We start from the raw sequence: 14,432 nt of genomic DNA on the forward strand, positions 1-14,432 counted from the left end.
AAACGCCATGGAATATCGTGTGCTCGGCCGCAGCGGGATGCGCGTCAGCCGGCTCTGCCTGGGAACCATGATGTTCGGCGGCCCGGCCGATGCCGCGACCAGCGCCCGGATGATCGCTACCGCCAAGGAGGCCGGCTTCAACTTTCTCGACACGGCGGATGTCTATTCGCGCGGCGCCTCGGAGGAGGTGGTGGGCCAGGCGCTGGCCGGCACGCGGAATGACTGGGTGCTGGCAACCAAGCTCGGCAATGCGATGGGCCCGGGCGCGAATGAAAAGGGCCTCTCCCGCGCCTGGATGATGCGCGCGGTGGAGGGCAGCCTGAAGCGCCTCGGCACCGATCACATCGACATCCTCTACCTGCACCGCGAGGACCATGACACGCCGCTGGAGGTGACGGTGGCGGCGCTGGGCGATCTGATCCGCGCGGGCAAGATCCGCGCCTTCGGCCTCTCCAATTTCCGGGCCTGGCGCATCGCGGCGCTCTGCGAGGCCTGCGACCGGCTGGGCGTGGACCGGCCGATGGTGAACCAGCCACTCTATCACGCGCTGAACCGCATGGCGGAGGTGGAGGTGCTGCCGGTCTCGGCGCATTACGGCCTGGGCGTCTTCCCCTACAGCCCGCTGGCGCGCGGCGTGCTGACCGCGAAATACGACCCCGACGCGCCGCCCGCGCCGGACAGCCGTGCAGGCCGCGGCGACAAGCGCATGCTGGAGGCGGAATGGCACCCGGCCTCCATCGCCATGGCGCAGAAGCTGGCGCGGCACGCGGCGGCGCGCGGCGTGGCCTCCGCGCATCTCGCCATCCAATGGGTGCTGAAGAATCCGATCATCACCGGGGCCATCGTCGGCCCGCGTACCGAGGCGCAACTGGCCGACTACATCGCCGCCCTCGACTGCCCCTGGACGGCGGAGGACGAGGCGGTGATCAGCGGCCTGGTCACGCCGGGCCATGCCGCGACGCCGGGCTACAATGACCCGGCCTATCGCATCGAGGGGCGGCCGGCTTAAGCCGCCGCCGCTTCCTCGGCTTCGATCGTCACCGCCGCCGCATGGACGACGGAGGCGATGCGGACCGCGGCCTGCACCTGCTCGCTGGTCAGGCCGGCATGCTTCACCACCTTCTCATGGCTCTCCATGCACATGCCGCAGCCATTGATGGCGGACACCGCGAGCGACCAGAGCTCGAAATCCGCCTTCTCCACGCCGGGCTTCGCCATGATGTTCATGCGGAGCTTCGCCGGCATCGAGGGGTAGTCGCCGCCCACCAGGTGGGTGAAGCGGTAGTAGATGTTGTTCATGCCCATGATGGAGGCCGCGCCCTTGGCGGCGGCGAGCGCCTCGGCGCTCAGCTGCGGGCCGAATTCGGCGAGGATGGCGCGCGTCACCGTGGCGTTGCGGCTGGCCAGGGCGGAGACGATGAAGGTGCCGGCGCGCTGCTGCACGGTGAGCGAGGGTTCGGCCGCGAGCGAACCGAGGTTCAGCTTCTGGTCCTTGGCGTATTCGGGGAGGGCATTGCGCAGGGCTTCCAGCGACATCACGCGGGCTCCAAACAGGTCAGATTGTGGGAAAGGAATGCCCCCGTCGCGCAGCGATCGGGGGGTCCAAAGGGGGGCTGCATGCCCCCCCTTTTGCTGGCCGCGATAGGGCTGGTGTGGCGGCTACCGCGGCAAGCGACAGATCACTCAGGCCGCCTTGGCGAAGAGCTCTTCCGGCTTCAGGGCCTCTTCGCCCTTGGTCCAGTTGCAGGGGCAGAGCTCGTCCGTCTGCAGCGCGTCGAGGATGCGCAGCGTCTCCTGCGGGTTCCGGCCGACATTCAGGCCGTTCACCGAGACGTGCATGATCGTGCCCTCGGGGTCCACGATGAAGGTCACGCGCAGCGGCACGCCGGCGGCCTTGTCGAGAACGCCCAGCGCCGTGCTCAGCTCACGCTTCACATCGGCCAGCATCGGGAAGGGGAGGTCCTTGATGTCGGCATTGTGGACGCGCCAGTTGAGGTGCACGAACTCGCTGTCGGTCGAGACGCCGTAGATCACCGCGTCACGGTCGTTGAACTCGCCCTGGAGCTTGCCGAAGGCGGCGATTTCGGTCGGGCAGATGAAGGTGAAGTCCTTCGGCCAGAAAAAGACGACCTTCCACTTGCCGGCATCGCTCTGGTCGGTGACCTGGATGAAGGACTTGCCCGGGCCCTTCAGGCCCTCGGGGCCGCCCTGCACGGCGGTGAGGTCGAAGCTCGGGAACTTGTCGCCGACGGTCAGCATGGGGGTATCTCCTGCGCGAATGTGGTCACAGGCCGGTCGTTCCGGCCTCGCCTCGATATATTGCGGCGCAGCATGACTTTTCCAATGAATTGTTTTGGATTTTTTGATCGAGGAAGGCGATCATGCCCCCCGCATGAGCACCAGTTGACCCGAACCGACCAAAATCGCGACACGCGCCGCCAGCGCCGGCACCGCCGAGGGGTCGAGGCCCAGCAGCCGCGCGAGGCCCTGGGCCAGCTCCTCCTCATCGGCCTGCGGGTCCAGCTCCAGCACCAGGCGCGCGGCGGCCGCCACCTCCTCGGCATGGATCATGGCTGGGCGGCGCAGATGGGCGGCGGCGGCGGAGCGGTCCCGCGCGATCACGAGGCCGCGCTCCTCCGGGAACCAGAAGCCTGACGCCTCGGTGATTCCGTGCAGCAGCCGCGCCTCGTTCAACGCGCCGGGGAAGCCCTTGGCGTCGGGCGCGGCGGGGCCGAGCAGCAGGCGCAGGCGTTCCTGGATGGAATCGCCATGCACCGGCGCCTCGGTCGCCACGATGGCCGCGATCAGCCCGGCCAGTTCGGCGCGGTTGGCGGGCGGCTTGTCCAGCGTCGCCTCGACATAGGCCGGCGCGAGGCGCGCGGCGGTGACCGGCGCCGCCACGGGCGCAGCGAGGCCCAGCGCCGGGCGCAGCTTTGCCGCGGCGGCCTCGGGCTGGTTCAGCCAGTCGAGCGACCAGCTGCGCGTCAGCGACCAGCCCATGCCCTCCAGCGCCATCTGCCGCCCGCGATCGCGGTCCCGCGCGCAGCGCAGGCCGGACCAATCGGCGCCATCCACCTCCACGCCAAGGTCGAAGCCCTGCGGCCCGCGCGCCGCGACATCGAGGAAGAGCCCCGAAAGCCCCACGCGCGGCACCGCCTCGCGCCCCGACTGCCCGATGAGCTCGCCGATCAGGCCGGCGATGGCCGAGCCCTCGCGCGCGGCCACGCGCAGGCTGGCGCCGCCCGCGGCGAAATCGAGGAAGGTCTTGAGCGCGGCCACGCCGCGGCCCTTGGCGCGCTCCAGATCCACTTCCTCGGCGCCGATGCCGGAGAAGACGATGCAGCGCTTCTTGGCGCGGGTGATGAGCACGTTCAGCCGCCGCTCGCCGCCCTCATTGGAGAGCGGGCCGAAGCGCATGGCGAGCTTGCCATCGCCGCCGCGGCCATAGCCCACGCTGATCATGATGCTGTCGCGCTCGTCGCCCTGCACGTTCTCGAGGTTCTTCACGAAGAAGGGCTCGGCCGGATGGGCGGTGAAGAAGGCTTCGGTCTCCGGGCTCTCGCGCCGCAGCGCCTCCACCGCCTCGGCGATGGCGTCGCGCTGCGTGACGGAAAAGGCGGCCACGCCCAGCGTATCGCCCGGCGTCTCGCGCGCGTGGCGCAGCACCGCCTCGGCCACCGCGCGCGCTTCCACCACATTGGCGCTGCCCTGGAATCTCCCCTCCACGCGCACCAGCGAAAGGCCCAGCGAAGGGCTGCGCGGGCGCGGCGAGGGCAGGACCAGCAGGCGGTTGCCATAGAATTCCGCGTTGCTGGTCGCGATCAGGCTCTCATGCCGGCTGCGGTAGTGCCAGCGCAGCATGGCGTTCGGGATTCCGCGCGCATTGGCGAGGCCGAGGATGCTCTCCACGTCGCGCGCCGCCAGCGCCGTCTCCTCCTCGGGCGCGTCCTCCTCCACTTCTTCCGTCATGCGCTGGAAGAAGCGGGTGGGCGGCATCTGCTTGTCATCGCCCACCACCACCACCTGCTTCGCGCGCGCGATGGCGCCCAGCGCATCCACCGGCTCGATCTGGCTCGCCTCGTCCATCACCAGCAGGTCGAAGAGGGGAAAGCCCGGCTGCGTCGCGTGATGCGGATTGGCCAGGAATTGCGCGACGCTCAGCGGGCTGAGCATGAGGATGGGCTTGGCCTTTCGCACCAGCGGCGCGGCGCGGGAGAGCAGCGTGCGCAAGGGCGCATGGCCGCGCTTGCGCTCGAACTCGCCGCGCAGGAAGGCGAGGCTCGCGGCCTCTTCCCCGTTCCGCAGCGCCTCGACGCGCGCCGCATGAATGGCGGCGGCCTCGGCGCGCGCGAGCCGCACGCGCGCCGCATCGGCCGCGCGGAAATCCAGCACCCAGCGATCCGCGGCCGCACCATCAAAGGCGGCGAGTCCGGGATGCTCGCGCATGGCCATACGCAGCAGCGCTTCCAGGATGGCGAAGTCCAGCGCGCCCTCGGCAGCATCGGGCGGCAGGGCGCCGCTGGCCAGGGCTTCGGCGAGCGGCGCGAGGCTCGGCTCCATTGCCTCGGCCCGCGCCCAGGCCTGCCAGGGCGAGAGCGCCTCAGGCTCGGCCGCCATGGCCGCCAGGCGCTCGGCCGTCGCGGCGAAACTCGCCTCGGGGGCAAGGCCCGTGGCATCGCGGATCACCCCCCAGGCGGCGAGGGCCGCGCGCTGCGCCTCCGTCACGGCGGGCGTGGCGAAGGCGGCGGCGTGCCGCGCCATCCAGGCGAGCTGCGCCTCCAGCGTGGCCGCATCCGGCCCGGCGCCGAGCCGTGCCTTCGCCGCCTGCGCCGTCAGCAGCGCGTCAAGTGCGGGCCCATCCTCCGGATCACGCAGCGCCACGGCCAGGCTCGCCTTCGCCGCGCGCCGCCCGCCATCGAGAAAGCCCAGCATGCCACCGGGCTTCGCCAGGACCTCACGCGCGGCGGCAAGGCCGGGCACCTCCAGCGCGCCGGGCAGCCACCGCGGATCAGGCGTGGCGAGCAGGCGCAGATCGGCGAGCCGCGCCTCCGCCGCCGGCACATCCTCCGGCCGCATCGGCGCCTCGGCGCGCAGGGCTTCGGCCGCCAGCGCGGCCTCGGCCTCCGCCACGCCGCCCGGTGCGGCGGCCAGCGCGCGGATGGCGCGCGGCAATTCTGCGAGCAACCGCTGCGCCGCGATGGCATCAAGCGGCGCCGTCACGCCGCGCCACGGGCTGCGTGCGCCGCCCAGGCTGGCCGCCAGATTCCGCGCCGCTTCGCGCAGCGCACGCAGCCGCGCCGCATCCCAGCCCGTGGGGTCGAGCCGGAAGGGCGGCGGGACCGCGCCCGAGGCGCGCAGCGCGGCGAGCCGCCCCACCACCTCCTGCACCGTCACCCCCGTCTCGCCCACCACGTCGCGCATGGCCGCCGCATGGCGGTTCAGCCGGCCGCGCAATTCGCCCAGGCGTTGCACCGCCGCCTCGCGCTGCGGCGGCACGGGGGGCGGCAGCGCGAGCGTCGCGCGCAGCTCGTCCAGCACCACGCGCTTGGACTGCTTCTCGCTGTGCAGCTCCAGCACGGCAGCACCCAGGCCGAATTGCTCGAGGCGCCGCTTCACCACTTCCAGCGCCGCGGCCTTCTCGGCCACGAAGATCACGCTGCGCCCATCCATCACCGCCTGCGCCAGGATGTTCACGATGGTCTGGCTCTTGCCCGTGCCCGGCGGCCCCTGGATCACCAGCGAATGGCCGCGCCGCACCGCTTCGGCGGCAAGCGCCTGGCTGCCATCCACCTCCACCACATGATCGAGCTTCTCGACCGGGATGGCCGCATCCACATCCGCGTCGTCGGCGAAGGGTGGCGGCTCGGCCACCGCCTGTGCGCCATCCAGCAGGCGCTGCAGCGGCGCATGCGTCAGCAGCCCCGGATGCGCCGCGGGGTCGAGGTCGCGCCACATCAGGAATTTCGCGAAGGCGAAGATGCCGAGCGCCAGCGCATCCACCTCGACGCGCCAGCCCTCGCGCCCCTCGCCGAGGGCGGCCTGCATCCGCGCCGCCCAATCGGCCGGCCCCTCGCCCGCGAAATCCGGCAGCGTGATGCGGAAATCGGTGGCGAGCTTCTCGCGCAGCGAGAGGTTCTCCACCGCATCCTCCGGGCTCGCGCGCAGGCGGAAGCGGGTGCTCACGCCATCGCGCTCCAGCGTCGCGGGGATGAGAGCGAGGGGCGCCATCCGCTCCGTGGCCGGCGTGCCCGGGTCGCGCCAGACCAGCGCGCCGACGGCGAGGAAGAGGCTCGGCACGCCGCTTTCCTCGCGCGCGCTGCGCGCATCGGCCATCACATCCCGCAGGCGGCGCGTCAGCTCCTCGGGCGCGAGCGCGACGCGGAGCTGCGTGTCGCGCCGCCATTCCTCGCGCGTGGCGCTGCCGCTGGCCGTCACCACGCCCTCGGCGCGCTTGCGCCCCTTCGCCTCGCCCGCCACCGCCGCCTCGAAGCCGAAGCCCCGGCCGGCGGCCAGTTGCTGCACGACGAAGCCCGCATCCTCATCCTCGATGCGGATCACGCCGCGCGAACGCCCCTGTGCCGGCAGGCTCAGCAGGCGGTTGCGGGTGGAGAGATCGATCAGCGCGCGCCGCGCTTCTTCCAGCTGTGCCGCGATGCTCATCCCAGCGCGTTCCTCAGGCGGTTCTCCTCGAAATCCAGCTCCTGGCTGAGCTTGGTCAGGAGGTCCTCGGCCAGCCCCTGCTCGGCCCGCAGCGTCAGGATGGCGGTGCGCGCGGCTTCCAGCCCCTCCAGCCGCACGGCACGGCGCGCGGCGCGCTCGGCTGCAACCGCGGCCCCGCCCTGGGTGACGCGCTTCAGATGGCCCGCGCGGTCCACATGCTCGGCCAGCAGGTCCTGCGCGATGGGGCCGTAGAGCACATCGCCCGCGCGGTGCCGGATGGCGCCCAGCATGGCCTCGGCGGCGACATGCCGCGCATGCGCCTCCTCGGGGTCGATGCCATGCGGATGCGGCTGCTGCACCAGGCCGAGGCGCTTGATCAGCCATTCCAGCGTGGTGCCCTGCAACACCAGCGTGGCGAGGATGGCGCAGAAGGCGAGGAAGATGATGAGGTCCCGCTCCGGAAAGTTCAGCGGCAGCGCGATGGCCGCGGCCAGCGAGACCACGCCGCGCATCCCCGCCCAGGAGATCACGACCAGATGCGACATGGGCGGCAGCGGGTCTTTCCGCTGAATGCTCGGGATCAGTCGCGGCAACGCCGCAGCCGGCAGCACCCAGATGAAGCGCGAGACGATGAGCGCGAACGAGATGACAAGCGCCAGCCCCGCCAGCTCCAGTGCGCCACGGTCCCCCAGTCGGTTCACGATGTCATTCAGCTGCAGCCCGATCAGGATGAAGACCAGGGAGGTCAGCACGAATTCCACGAATTCCCACACCGCGCGCGCCTCCAGCCGGGTGCGGGCCGAGAAGACGCGATGCTGCGCCTGCCCCATCATGATCCCGGTGGTGACCACGGCCATGACGCCCGAGAGGTGCAGCGCCTCCGCCGCCAGGAAGGAGGCGTAGCAGGCGAGGAAGGAAAGCGCCGTCTCGAGCAGCGTGTCTCGCAGCCGCGCAATGGCCCAGAGCGTGCCGCGCGCCACAGCCCAGCCCATGGCGATGCCGCCCAGCCCCAGCAGGAGGAAGCTGCCCACCGCCTCATGCGGCACGAAGCTGCCGGCGGCCATGGCGGCGATGGCGAAGCGGTAGATGACGAGGGCGGAGGCGTCATTCACCAGGCTCTCGCCCTCCAGCACCGTCACGATGCGGCGCGGGAGGTTCAACCGTTGCAGCACGGCGGCGGCGGCCACGGCATCGGGTGGTGCCAGGATGGCGCCGAGTGCGATGGCGGCCGCCCAGGGCATTTCCGGGATCAGCAGCCGCGCCACCCAGCCGATCAGGAAGGCGGTAAAGAAGACGCAGCCCACCGCCAGCAGCAGGATGGGCCGCAGATTCCGCCGGAAAGCGTTCCAGTCGGTGCGGAAGGCGCTGCCCTGGAGCAGCGGCGGCAGGAAGAAAGCCAGCGCCAGTTCGGGGCTCAGCGAGATGTCCGGCAGGCCTGGGATGAAGGCGATGGCCGAGCCCGCGAGGATCAACACCACCGCATAGGGCAGCCCCGCGAAGCGCGCCATGACGGCAAGCGCGACGCAGGCGGCCATCATGGCCAGGACGGCCTCGACGAGGGGCATCAGCGCCGCTTGATCAGAGCCGCGGCGATGACGCAGGCGGCGATGATCGCCACCGTCATCATCCCCTGGACGACGGTGTAGTTAGGCGCATCGGGCGCCACGAACCAGGCGGCCACCGCGCCACCCGCCATCATCGCAATCCGCAGCAGCCAGGTCATCGCGGCACCTCCGGTCACAGGATGCCACGGCATCCGCGCCGATGCCAACGCGATGCGCGTGTCTTCAGAGCTTGCGCTTGCCCAGGCCCACCTTGTCGTAGATCGAGTTGATGTGGTCCTTCACCGCCTGGGGGGTGTCGTCCCGCGCGGGGGTGTGGCGCCAGCCCAGCTTCTCGCGCGCGTAGTTCCCCATCACCTCGTCCTGGTCCGAAGTGCCGCCGCTGATGCCATAGGCGCCGACCATCTCATTGCCCTTGAAGACCGGCGCGGCGCCGCCCGAGATGAAGATCTTGCCGCCGGTGAAGACGGCCGCGTTGACCGCAAGCTGCGGGTTGCGCTCGCGCAGCCATTGCTGCGTGACGAGGCCGTCCTGGAAGCGCGGGCTCATCGAGCGGAAGGCCGCCATGGTGAAGGCCTTGGCCGAGGCGGTCTCGGGCGTGATCCAGCCCGCGTCATCCATCCGCTCCATCGCGATGAGGTGACCCTCCGGCCCCACCAGCGCGACGGAGACCGGCACCTGCATCTCCTCCGCCTTCTCCATCACCGCACGGATGAAGCGCCGGCACTCGGCGAGCTTCAGCTTGGCCATGTTCCTGTCTTTCCTCGTCTCAGTTGTTGCGCGCGCCGGAGGCTTCCACCACCCGCGCCCATTTCGCGGTCTCCTCGGCGATCAGCCGCGCGAGGTCGGCGGGCCCGCCCTCCAGCACGTCGAAGCCCTGCGCCGCGAGTTGCGCCCGCGTCTCGCCCGTGTTCATCGCGACCCGCACCGCCTCGGCGAGGCGCGCGATGATGGGTGCGGGCGTCGCGGCCGGCGCCATCAGTCCGAACCAGACGGCGCTGACGAAGCCCGCCAGCCCGGCCTCGATCATGGTCGGCAGCTCGGGCGCGGCCGCCGTCCGCGTGGCCCCGGTGGAGGCGAGGCCGCGCAGCCGCCCGGCGCGGACATGCTGGATCACGGTGGAGGCGGGCGAGAACATGACGCCAACGCGCCCGGCCAACAGGTCCGTCACCGCCTGACCGCTGCCGGGATAGGGCACATGCGTCATCCGCGTGCCCGTCATCAGGTTGAACAATTCGCCCGAGAGATGCGGCGCCGTGCCAATGCCCGAGGAGCCGAAGAAGAGCTGCCCGCCACGCGCCAGCGCCACCAGTTCCGCCACGTTCTGCGCTGGGACGGAAGGATGGACCACCAGCAGGTTGGGCACGCTGACCAGCGGGGCGATGGGCGCCAGGTCCCGCGCGAAGTCGAAGGGCAGGTCCCGCTGGAGGCTCGCATTGATCGTGTTGGCGACCGAGCCGAGGAAGAGCGTGTAGCCGTCCGGCGCCGCGCGCACCGCCTGCTCGGTCGCGATGTTGCTGCCGGCGCCGGGCCGGTTCTCCACCACGATGGATTGACCGAGCGCGGTGCCGAGCGGGGGTGCGATCACCCGCGCCGCCGCATCGGCCGCGCTGCCGGGCGGGAAGCCTAGCAGCAGGCGCGGCGGGCGGGCCGGGTATTCCTGCGCCTGCGCCAGGCCGGCCGGCAGGGCGGCGGCGAGGGCAAGGGCGGTGCGGCGCGGCAAGGGCATGGCGAGACTCCCGGGACGTGGCGCGATTCCCGCGCTCCGCCAGGGACTAGACCAGCGCCGCGCGCGAGCGTCCAGTCAGGCGGCTTCGCGCAGCGCCTCGCGCCGGGTCTCCGTCACGCGGAGCACACCGATCACCTGGCCGAGATTGCCGGCGACGAGATGCACCATTTCGGCCGGCATCGCCGCCATGCCGAGTTCCACGCGCAGCAAATCGCCCTCGCGCCGGGCCAGCATGTGGTCGGGCGTCAGGTCGCGCTTGGCGAAGGGTTGCAACAGGCAGGGCAGCATGCCGGGCTCGGCAAGGGCGTCCACGGTGAAAAGCACATCAGCGGTGCTGGGGGCGGTCGTCATCGGATGGGTTCCTGGAAAGGGGTGTCGCGAAGGCCCGGCGCGGCGGCGCGCCACGGCATCGCGGCGCGGATCAGCCGGCCGGGCGCGTAATTCGCGGAAAGGTCGCCATCAGGAACATGCAGCCAGGATGCACAGGCGCGATCAGCGAAGCAAGGCCGGAAGCAGCGCATCGAGGCGCACCCGCCCCTCGGAGGTGGCGATGAGCCGGCCCTCCCGCCACTCCAGATACCCCTCCTCCAGGCAGGCCGCGAGCATGGCGGGGTCCACCGTGTCCACGAAGCGCAAGCCGCTGCGCGCCTCGATCCGCGCGGGATCCACGCCCTCGGCGAGGCGCAGGCCCATCAGCAGCGCCTCACGTCCGCGATCGCGTTCGGAGAGGGCTTCCTCCTCCACCGCCGCATGGCCGGTCTGCTCCACGCGTATGGCCCATTCCTCAGGGCCGCGATGCCGGCGCGTCGCCCACATCACGCCCTCGCGCAGCAGGCGCTGATGCGCGCCCGGCCCGATGCCGAGATAGTCGCCATAGCGCCAATAGGCGAGGTTGTGCCGGCTCTCGGCGCCAGGCTTCGCGTAGTTGCTGACCTCGTAGGGAAGCAGCCCGAAGCGGCGGGCTTCCTCGGCCGTCGCCTCGTACATGCGGGCCGCGTCATCCTCCTCCGGCAAGGCGAAATCGCCGCGGGCGTATTGGGTCGCGAAGCGCGTGCCGGGCTCGATGGTGAGCTGGTAGAGGCTGAGATGATCGGCCGCGAGCGCCAGCGCCTGGCGCAATTCCGCGCGCCAGCTGGCTTCGGACTGGCCGGGTCGGGCGTAGATCAGGTCGAAGGACAAGCGGGGAAAGATCTCGCGCGCCGCCTCCAGCGCCGCGATCGCCTCGCCCACATCATGCCGGCGGCCCAGGAAGCGCAGCGCCTCCACATCGAGCGACTGCACGCCAAGCGAGGCGCGGTTCACGCCGGCGGCGGCGAATGCGCGCAGCTTGCCGATCTCCACGCTGGTCGGGTTGGCTTCGAGCGTGACTTCCATCCCTGGCTCGGCGTCGAACAAGGCGCGCGCATCGGCGATGAGGGCGGCCACCGTCTCCGGCTCCATCAGGCTCGGCGTGCCGCCGCCGAAGAAGATGCTGGCGAGCGGCCGGCGGCCCAGGCGCGCCGCTTCATGCGCCAACTCCCGGCGGAGTGCGGCACGGAAGCGCGCATGGTCCACGCCGCCTTCCCGCACATGCGAGTTGAAGTCGCAATAGGGGCACTTCGACGCGCAGAAGGGCCAATGGATGTAGAGGGCGAGGGGCTCGGTCACGCGCCCATTGAGCCCATCACCAGCGCCGATAATAGCCCCCATAGGGCCGGCCCCAGCCCCAGCCATATCCCCAGCCCCAACCCACGCGGGGCCCGACATAGACGCCGTAGGGATAGGGCGCGGGATAGACGGGGGGCGCATAGACCGGAACCGGGACGCTCACCTGCAAGGGCTGCACGGTGTTGCCGTAGCTCGCCATGCATTGCGAATAGGTGACGTCGTAGCGGCCTTGCATGCTGAGATTGGTGTTCTGCGCCGCCCCCGCGCCCACCACGCTGCCGGCGATCAGGCCGGTGCCGGCACCGATCGCCGCGCCTGCGCCGGCATTGCCCGTGGCCGCGCCGATCAACCCGCCCGCGACCGCGCCGACCGCCGTGCCGATCGCCGCCGAGCCGATGGCCGCCTGCGCCGGCGCCTGCTCGCTGTTCAAGCCGAGGCTGTTCATCGCCGTCTGCTGGCAGAAGGCGTCCTCGCGCTGGAACTGCCCGAAATCCTTGCCCTGGGGCGGCATGGCGACGACGCTCGGGCCCTGCGGCGGCCCGATGGTGCAGGCACCAAGGCCGATCGTCACCAATCCCAGGATCCAGATGCGTGTCATGCCCAACCTCCGGGTGTCCTTTGGCCCGGAGATATGGCGGTTCCGTGGCGGGGTGCGAGGCCCCGAATTGTAACGCCCCAGTCCGGCGCGCCTACGCCACGCCGGGCGGCAGCAGCGAGACATGCGCGGCGACGATGCGCCACCCCTCGGGCGTCCGCAGCCAGGTGTGGCTCTGCCGGCCGATCCGGTCGCTCCCCTCGCGGCGGAAGCTGGTATTCGCCACGCCGAAATCCCGCCCATAGGTGGTGATGACGGTGCGGATCAGCTCCCGCGCCAGGCCCTGGCTGGGGCGCGCGGCGCGGAAGGCCGCGATCTCGGCATAGGAGAACAGGTTCTCGGTCACGCCGAAGCGCAGCGTGTGCTCGTTGTTGTAGAAGAGCTCGTCCAGCACGGCGACGTCATTGCTCACCAGCGCCTTTTCGTAACGGTAGAAGGCGGCGGAGACCTCCGCATGCACTTCGGGGATGTTGATCTCGTACATGGTCAGGCCTTCACGTCAGGGGCTTTGCAGACGCCGAGTTTCTCCAGCGCGGCGGCGACGCGGAACAGTTTCTCCTCGGCCCAAGGGGCGGCGATGAGCTGCACGCCGATGGGCATGCCGCCGGGGGTGCCGAGCGCCGCCGGGTCAGCGATGGGCGCCGCGATCACCGGCAGGCCGATGCAGGAGATCGGCTGGGTATAGACGCCGAGATTGGGTCGCACCGGGATCATCACGCCGTCCACCTCGATCATCTCCTGGCCGATCTTGGGCGCCACATAGGGCGTCGCGGGCGCGATGATGACATCCACCTCGTCGAAGAGCCGGAGCGCGCGGGCGCGATAGGCGGCGCGCACGCGCTGGGCCTGTTGCAGCCAATGCGCCGGCAGCAGCGCCCCGGCCAGGAAGCGATCCCGCGTCGCGAAGTCGAAATCCTGCGGCCGGGTGCGGAGGTTGGGCAGATGCAGGTTGGCGCCTTCGGCCATGGTGATGAGGAAGGCCGCGGCCCGCCCCAGCGCCGCATCCGGGATGGTCACGCCGCGCGTCGCGCCCAGCGCCTTGGCCACCGCCTCCACCGCCGCGAAGGCCTCGGCATGGCCGCCCTGCGCGAAGTGATCCCCCGCCACCGCGATCCGCAGATCGCCGATCCCGGGCGCCAACTGGACCGGCGCCTCGCCCACCCAATGCTGTGCCGGGTCCTCCGGGTCTTCGCCCTGGAGGGTGTTGTAGGCCAGCGCCAAGTCGGCCAGTTCGCGCGCGAAGGGGCCCAGATGGTCGAAGCTCGCGGCGAAGAGGAAGCCGCCCGAACGCGAGAGCCGGCCATAGGTCGGCTTCAGTCCCCAGATGCCGCAGAGCGAGGAGGGCACGCGGATCGAGCCATTCGTGTCGCTGCCGAGCGTGATGGGAACCAGCCCCCCCGCCACCGCCGCCGCACTTCCGCCCGAGGAGCCGCCGGCGATGCGCGTCAGGTCATGCGGGTTGTGGCAGGGGCCGAAATGCGCGTTCTCCGTGGTGAAGCCATAGGCATATTCATCCATGTTCAGCGCGCCGAGCATGACGGCGCCCGCCGCCTGCATCCGGCGCACCAGGAAGGCGTCGCGCGTCGCGGCGGGCGCATCGCGCTCGATCTTGGCGCCGGCGAGGGTGGTGATCCCCTCCAGGTCGAACAGGTTCTTCACGGCCACCGGCACACCGGCCATGGGGCCGGGGTCCTGCCCGGCCGCCACCTTGGCGTCCACCGCCGCCGCCTCGGCCCGGGCGCGGGCGGCGGTCACCTCGGTGAAGGCGTTGAAGCGCGGATCGCGCGCGGCGATGTCGGCCAGGCGCTCTTCCACCACATCGGCGGCGCGGCGCCGCCCGGCGCGGATCTCGGCCGCGAGGCTGCTGGCGCTCATGGCGCCTTCCGCGCGACATAGACCGGCGCCGCCTCCTCCGCCGGGGAGAGCTTCATCTGCTCGATCAGCCCGGCCATGCGCTTGGCAAGCGCCAGATTCATGGTGATGCCGGGCAGATGCGCAGGGTTGAGCGGCAGGCCGATGGCGGCGGCCGCCTGCTTCGCATAGGCCGCCGGTTCGAAATCGGGCTGGTCGAAATCAGGCATGGCTGGTCCCTCCAGGCCCAGAAGTGACGCAGGCGGCGGGGCGGCGCCAGGGGTTGCGGGCGGTTCATTTCGGCCCGGCCGCCGGCTCTGCGCGCCGCCGGGGCAATCCTGCCCGGGGCTTGGGCATGTCAAGATTGACCCCGCCCGCCGCCCCTGCC

General features: G+C 71.2%; 14 protein-coding genes. 1 reads left to right on the forward strand and 13 read right to left on the reverse strand.

Annotated elements, in window-relative coordinates; all coding sequences use genetic code 11:
• The first annotated feature begins 7 nt into the window (after positions 1-7).
• Positions 8-1,009, forward strand: a complete 1,002-nt coding sequence (locus tag R9Z33_RS23835) for an aldo/keto reductase (protein WP_318649072.1) — start codon at positions 8-10, stop codon at positions 1,007-1,009.
• Here the strand turns inward: R9Z33_RS23835 and R9Z33_RS23840 are convergent.
• The 13 genes from R9Z33_RS23840 to R9Z33_RS23900 form a co-directional block, all read right to left on the reverse strand.
• Complete coding sequence (locus R9Z33_RS23840) at positions 1,006-1,536, reverse strand: carboxymuconolactone decarboxylase family protein (protein ID WP_318649073.1); 531 nt, start codon at positions 1,534-1,536, stop codon at positions 1,006-1,008. The two genes, R9Z33_RS23835 and R9Z33_RS23840, sit on opposite strands and share 4 nt — an antisense overlap.
• Before the next feature lie 147 nt (positions 1,537-1,683).
• Positions 1,684-2,259, reverse strand: coding sequence for a peroxiredoxin (locus R9Z33_RS23845; RefSeq protein WP_318649074.1), 576 nt, complete (start codon positions 2,257-2,259; stop codon positions 1,684-1,686).
• 120 nt (positions 2,260-2,379) lie between these two features.
• Entirely contained in the window at positions 2,380-6,660 is a 4,281-nt protein-coding gene (locus tag R9Z33_RS23850; protein ID WP_318649075.1) for a DUF4011 domain-containing protein, read from the reverse strand.
• A complete protein-coding gene (locus tag R9Z33_RS23855) occupies positions 6,657-8,225 on the reverse strand; it encodes a Na+/H+ antiporter (RefSeq protein WP_318649076.1) in 1,569 nt (522 codons plus the stop codon). The genes R9Z33_RS23850 and R9Z33_RS23855 overlap by 4 nt, the downstream gene beginning before the upstream one ends.
• Positions 8,225-8,383, reverse strand: coding sequence for a hypothetical protein (locus R9Z33_RS23860; protein ID WP_318649077.1), 159 nt, complete (start codon positions 8,381-8,383; stop codon positions 8,225-8,227). Before R9Z33_RS23860 ends, R9Z33_RS23855 begins: the two co-directional genes overlap by 1 nt.
• Before the next feature lie 64 nt (positions 8,384-8,447).
• Entirely contained in the window at positions 8,448-8,972 is a 525-nt protein-coding gene (locus R9Z33_RS23865) for a GlcG/HbpS family heme-binding protein (protein ID WP_318649078.1), read from the reverse strand.
• A 19-nt stretch (positions 8,973-8,991) separates the two neighbouring features.
• Complete coding sequence (locus R9Z33_RS23870; RefSeq protein ID WP_318649079.1) at positions 8,992-9,951, reverse strand: tripartite tricarboxylate transporter substrate binding protein; 960 nt, start codon at positions 9,949-9,951, stop codon at positions 8,992-8,994.
• A gap of 75 nt (positions 9,952-10,026) precedes the next feature.
• Positions 10,027-10,302 (reverse strand): hypothetical protein, encoded by a 276-nt coding sequence (locus R9Z33_RS23875; protein WP_318649080.1) that lies wholly within the window; start codon positions 10,300-10,302, stop codon positions 10,027-10,029.
• A 141-nt stretch (positions 10,303-10,443) separates the two neighbouring features.
• On the reverse strand, positions 10,444-11,598 hold the full coding sequence (gene hemW, locus R9Z33_RS23880; protein WP_318649081.1) for a radical SAM family heme chaperone HemW: 1,155 nt from the start codon (positions 11,596-11,598) through the stop codon (positions 10,444-10,446).
• A 16-nt stretch (positions 11,599-11,614) separates the two neighbouring features.
• Positions 11,615-12,196 carry a glycine zipper family protein gene (locus R9Z33_RS23885; RefSeq protein ID WP_318649082.1) on the reverse strand — a complete coding sequence of 194 codons (582 nt, stop codon included), beginning with the start codon at positions 12,194-12,196 and terminating at the stop codon, positions 11,615-11,617.
• 91 nt (positions 12,197-12,287) lie between these two features.
• Positions 12,288-12,677: an oxalurate catabolism protein HpxZ gene (gene hpxZ / locus R9Z33_RS23890; protein WP_318649083.1), complete on the reverse strand. Its 390-nt coding sequence runs from the start codon at positions 12,675-12,677 to the stop codon at positions 12,288-12,290.
• 2 nt (positions 12,678-12,679) lie between these two features.
• On the reverse strand, positions 12,680-14,068 hold the full coding sequence (locus R9Z33_RS23895) for an AtzE family amidohydrolase (RefSeq protein ID WP_318649084.1): 1,389 nt from the start codon (positions 14,066-14,068) through the stop codon (positions 12,680-12,682).
• Entirely contained in the window at positions 14,065-14,274 is a 210-nt protein-coding gene (locus R9Z33_RS23900; protein WP_318649085.1) for a DUF4089 domain-containing protein, read from the reverse strand. Before R9Z33_RS23900 ends, R9Z33_RS23895 begins: the two co-directional genes overlap by 4 nt.
• Between the last annotated feature and the right edge of the window lie 158 nt (positions 14,275-14,432).

The organism is Sediminicoccus rosea, assembly GCF_033547095.1.
Lineage (GTDB): Bacteria > Pseudomonadota > Alphaproteobacteria > Acetobacterales > Acetobacteraceae > Roseococcus > Roseococcus rosea.

Excerpts from the sequence above, each read along its gene's own strand:
- R9Z33_RS23835 (WP_318649072.1), top strand. The coding sequence starts at position 8 with ATGGAATATCGTGTGCTCGGCCGCAGCGGGATGCGCGTCAGCCGGCTC.
- R9Z33_RS23840 (WP_318649073.1), bottom strand. The coding sequence starts at position 1,536 with ATGTCGCTGGAAGCCCTGCGCAATGCCCTCCCCGAATACGCCAAGGAC.
- R9Z33_RS23845 (WP_318649074.1), bottom strand. The coding sequence starts at position 2,259 with ATGCTGACCGTCGGCGACAAGTTCCCGAGCTTCGACCTCACCGCCGTG.
- R9Z33_RS23850 (WP_318649075.1), bottom strand. The coding sequence starts at position 6,660 with ATGAGCATCGCGGCACAGCTGGAAGAAGCGCGGCGCGCGCTGATCGAT.
- R9Z33_RS23855 (WP_318649076.1), bottom strand. The coding sequence starts at position 8,225 with ATGCCCCTCGTCGAGGCCGTCCTGGCCATGATGGCCGCCTGCGTCGCG.
- R9Z33_RS23860 (WP_318649077.1), bottom strand. The coding sequence starts at position 8,383 with ATGACCTGGCTGCTGCGGATTGCGATGATGGCGGGTGGCGCGGTGGCC.
- R9Z33_RS23865 (WP_318649078.1), bottom strand. The coding sequence starts at position 8,972 with ATGGCCAAGCTGAAGCTCGCCGAGTGCCGGCGCTTCATCCGTGCGGTG.
- R9Z33_RS23870 (WP_318649079.1), bottom strand. The coding sequence starts at position 9,951 with ATGCCCTTGCCGCGCCGCACCGCCCTTGCCCTCGCCGCCGCCCTGCCG.
- R9Z33_RS23875 (WP_318649080.1), bottom strand. The coding sequence starts at position 10,302 with ATGACGACCGCCCCCAGCACCGCTGATGTGCTTTTCACCGTGGACGCC.
- R9Z33_RS23885 (WP_318649082.1), bottom strand. The coding sequence starts at position 12,196 with ATGACACGCATCTGGATCCTGGGATTGGTGACGATCGGCCTTGGTGCC.
- hpxZ (WP_318649083.1), bottom strand. The coding sequence starts at position 12,677 with ATGTACGAGATCAACATCCCCGAAGTGCATGCGGAGGTCTCCGCCGCC.
- R9Z33_RS23895 (WP_318649084.1), bottom strand. The coding sequence starts at position 14,068 with ATGAGCGCCAGCAGCCTCGCGGCCGAGATCCGCGCCGGGCGGCGCCGC.
- R9Z33_RS23900 (WP_318649085.1), bottom strand. The coding sequence starts at position 14,274 with ATGCCTGATTTCGACCAGCCCGATTTCGAACCGGCGGCCTATGCGAAG.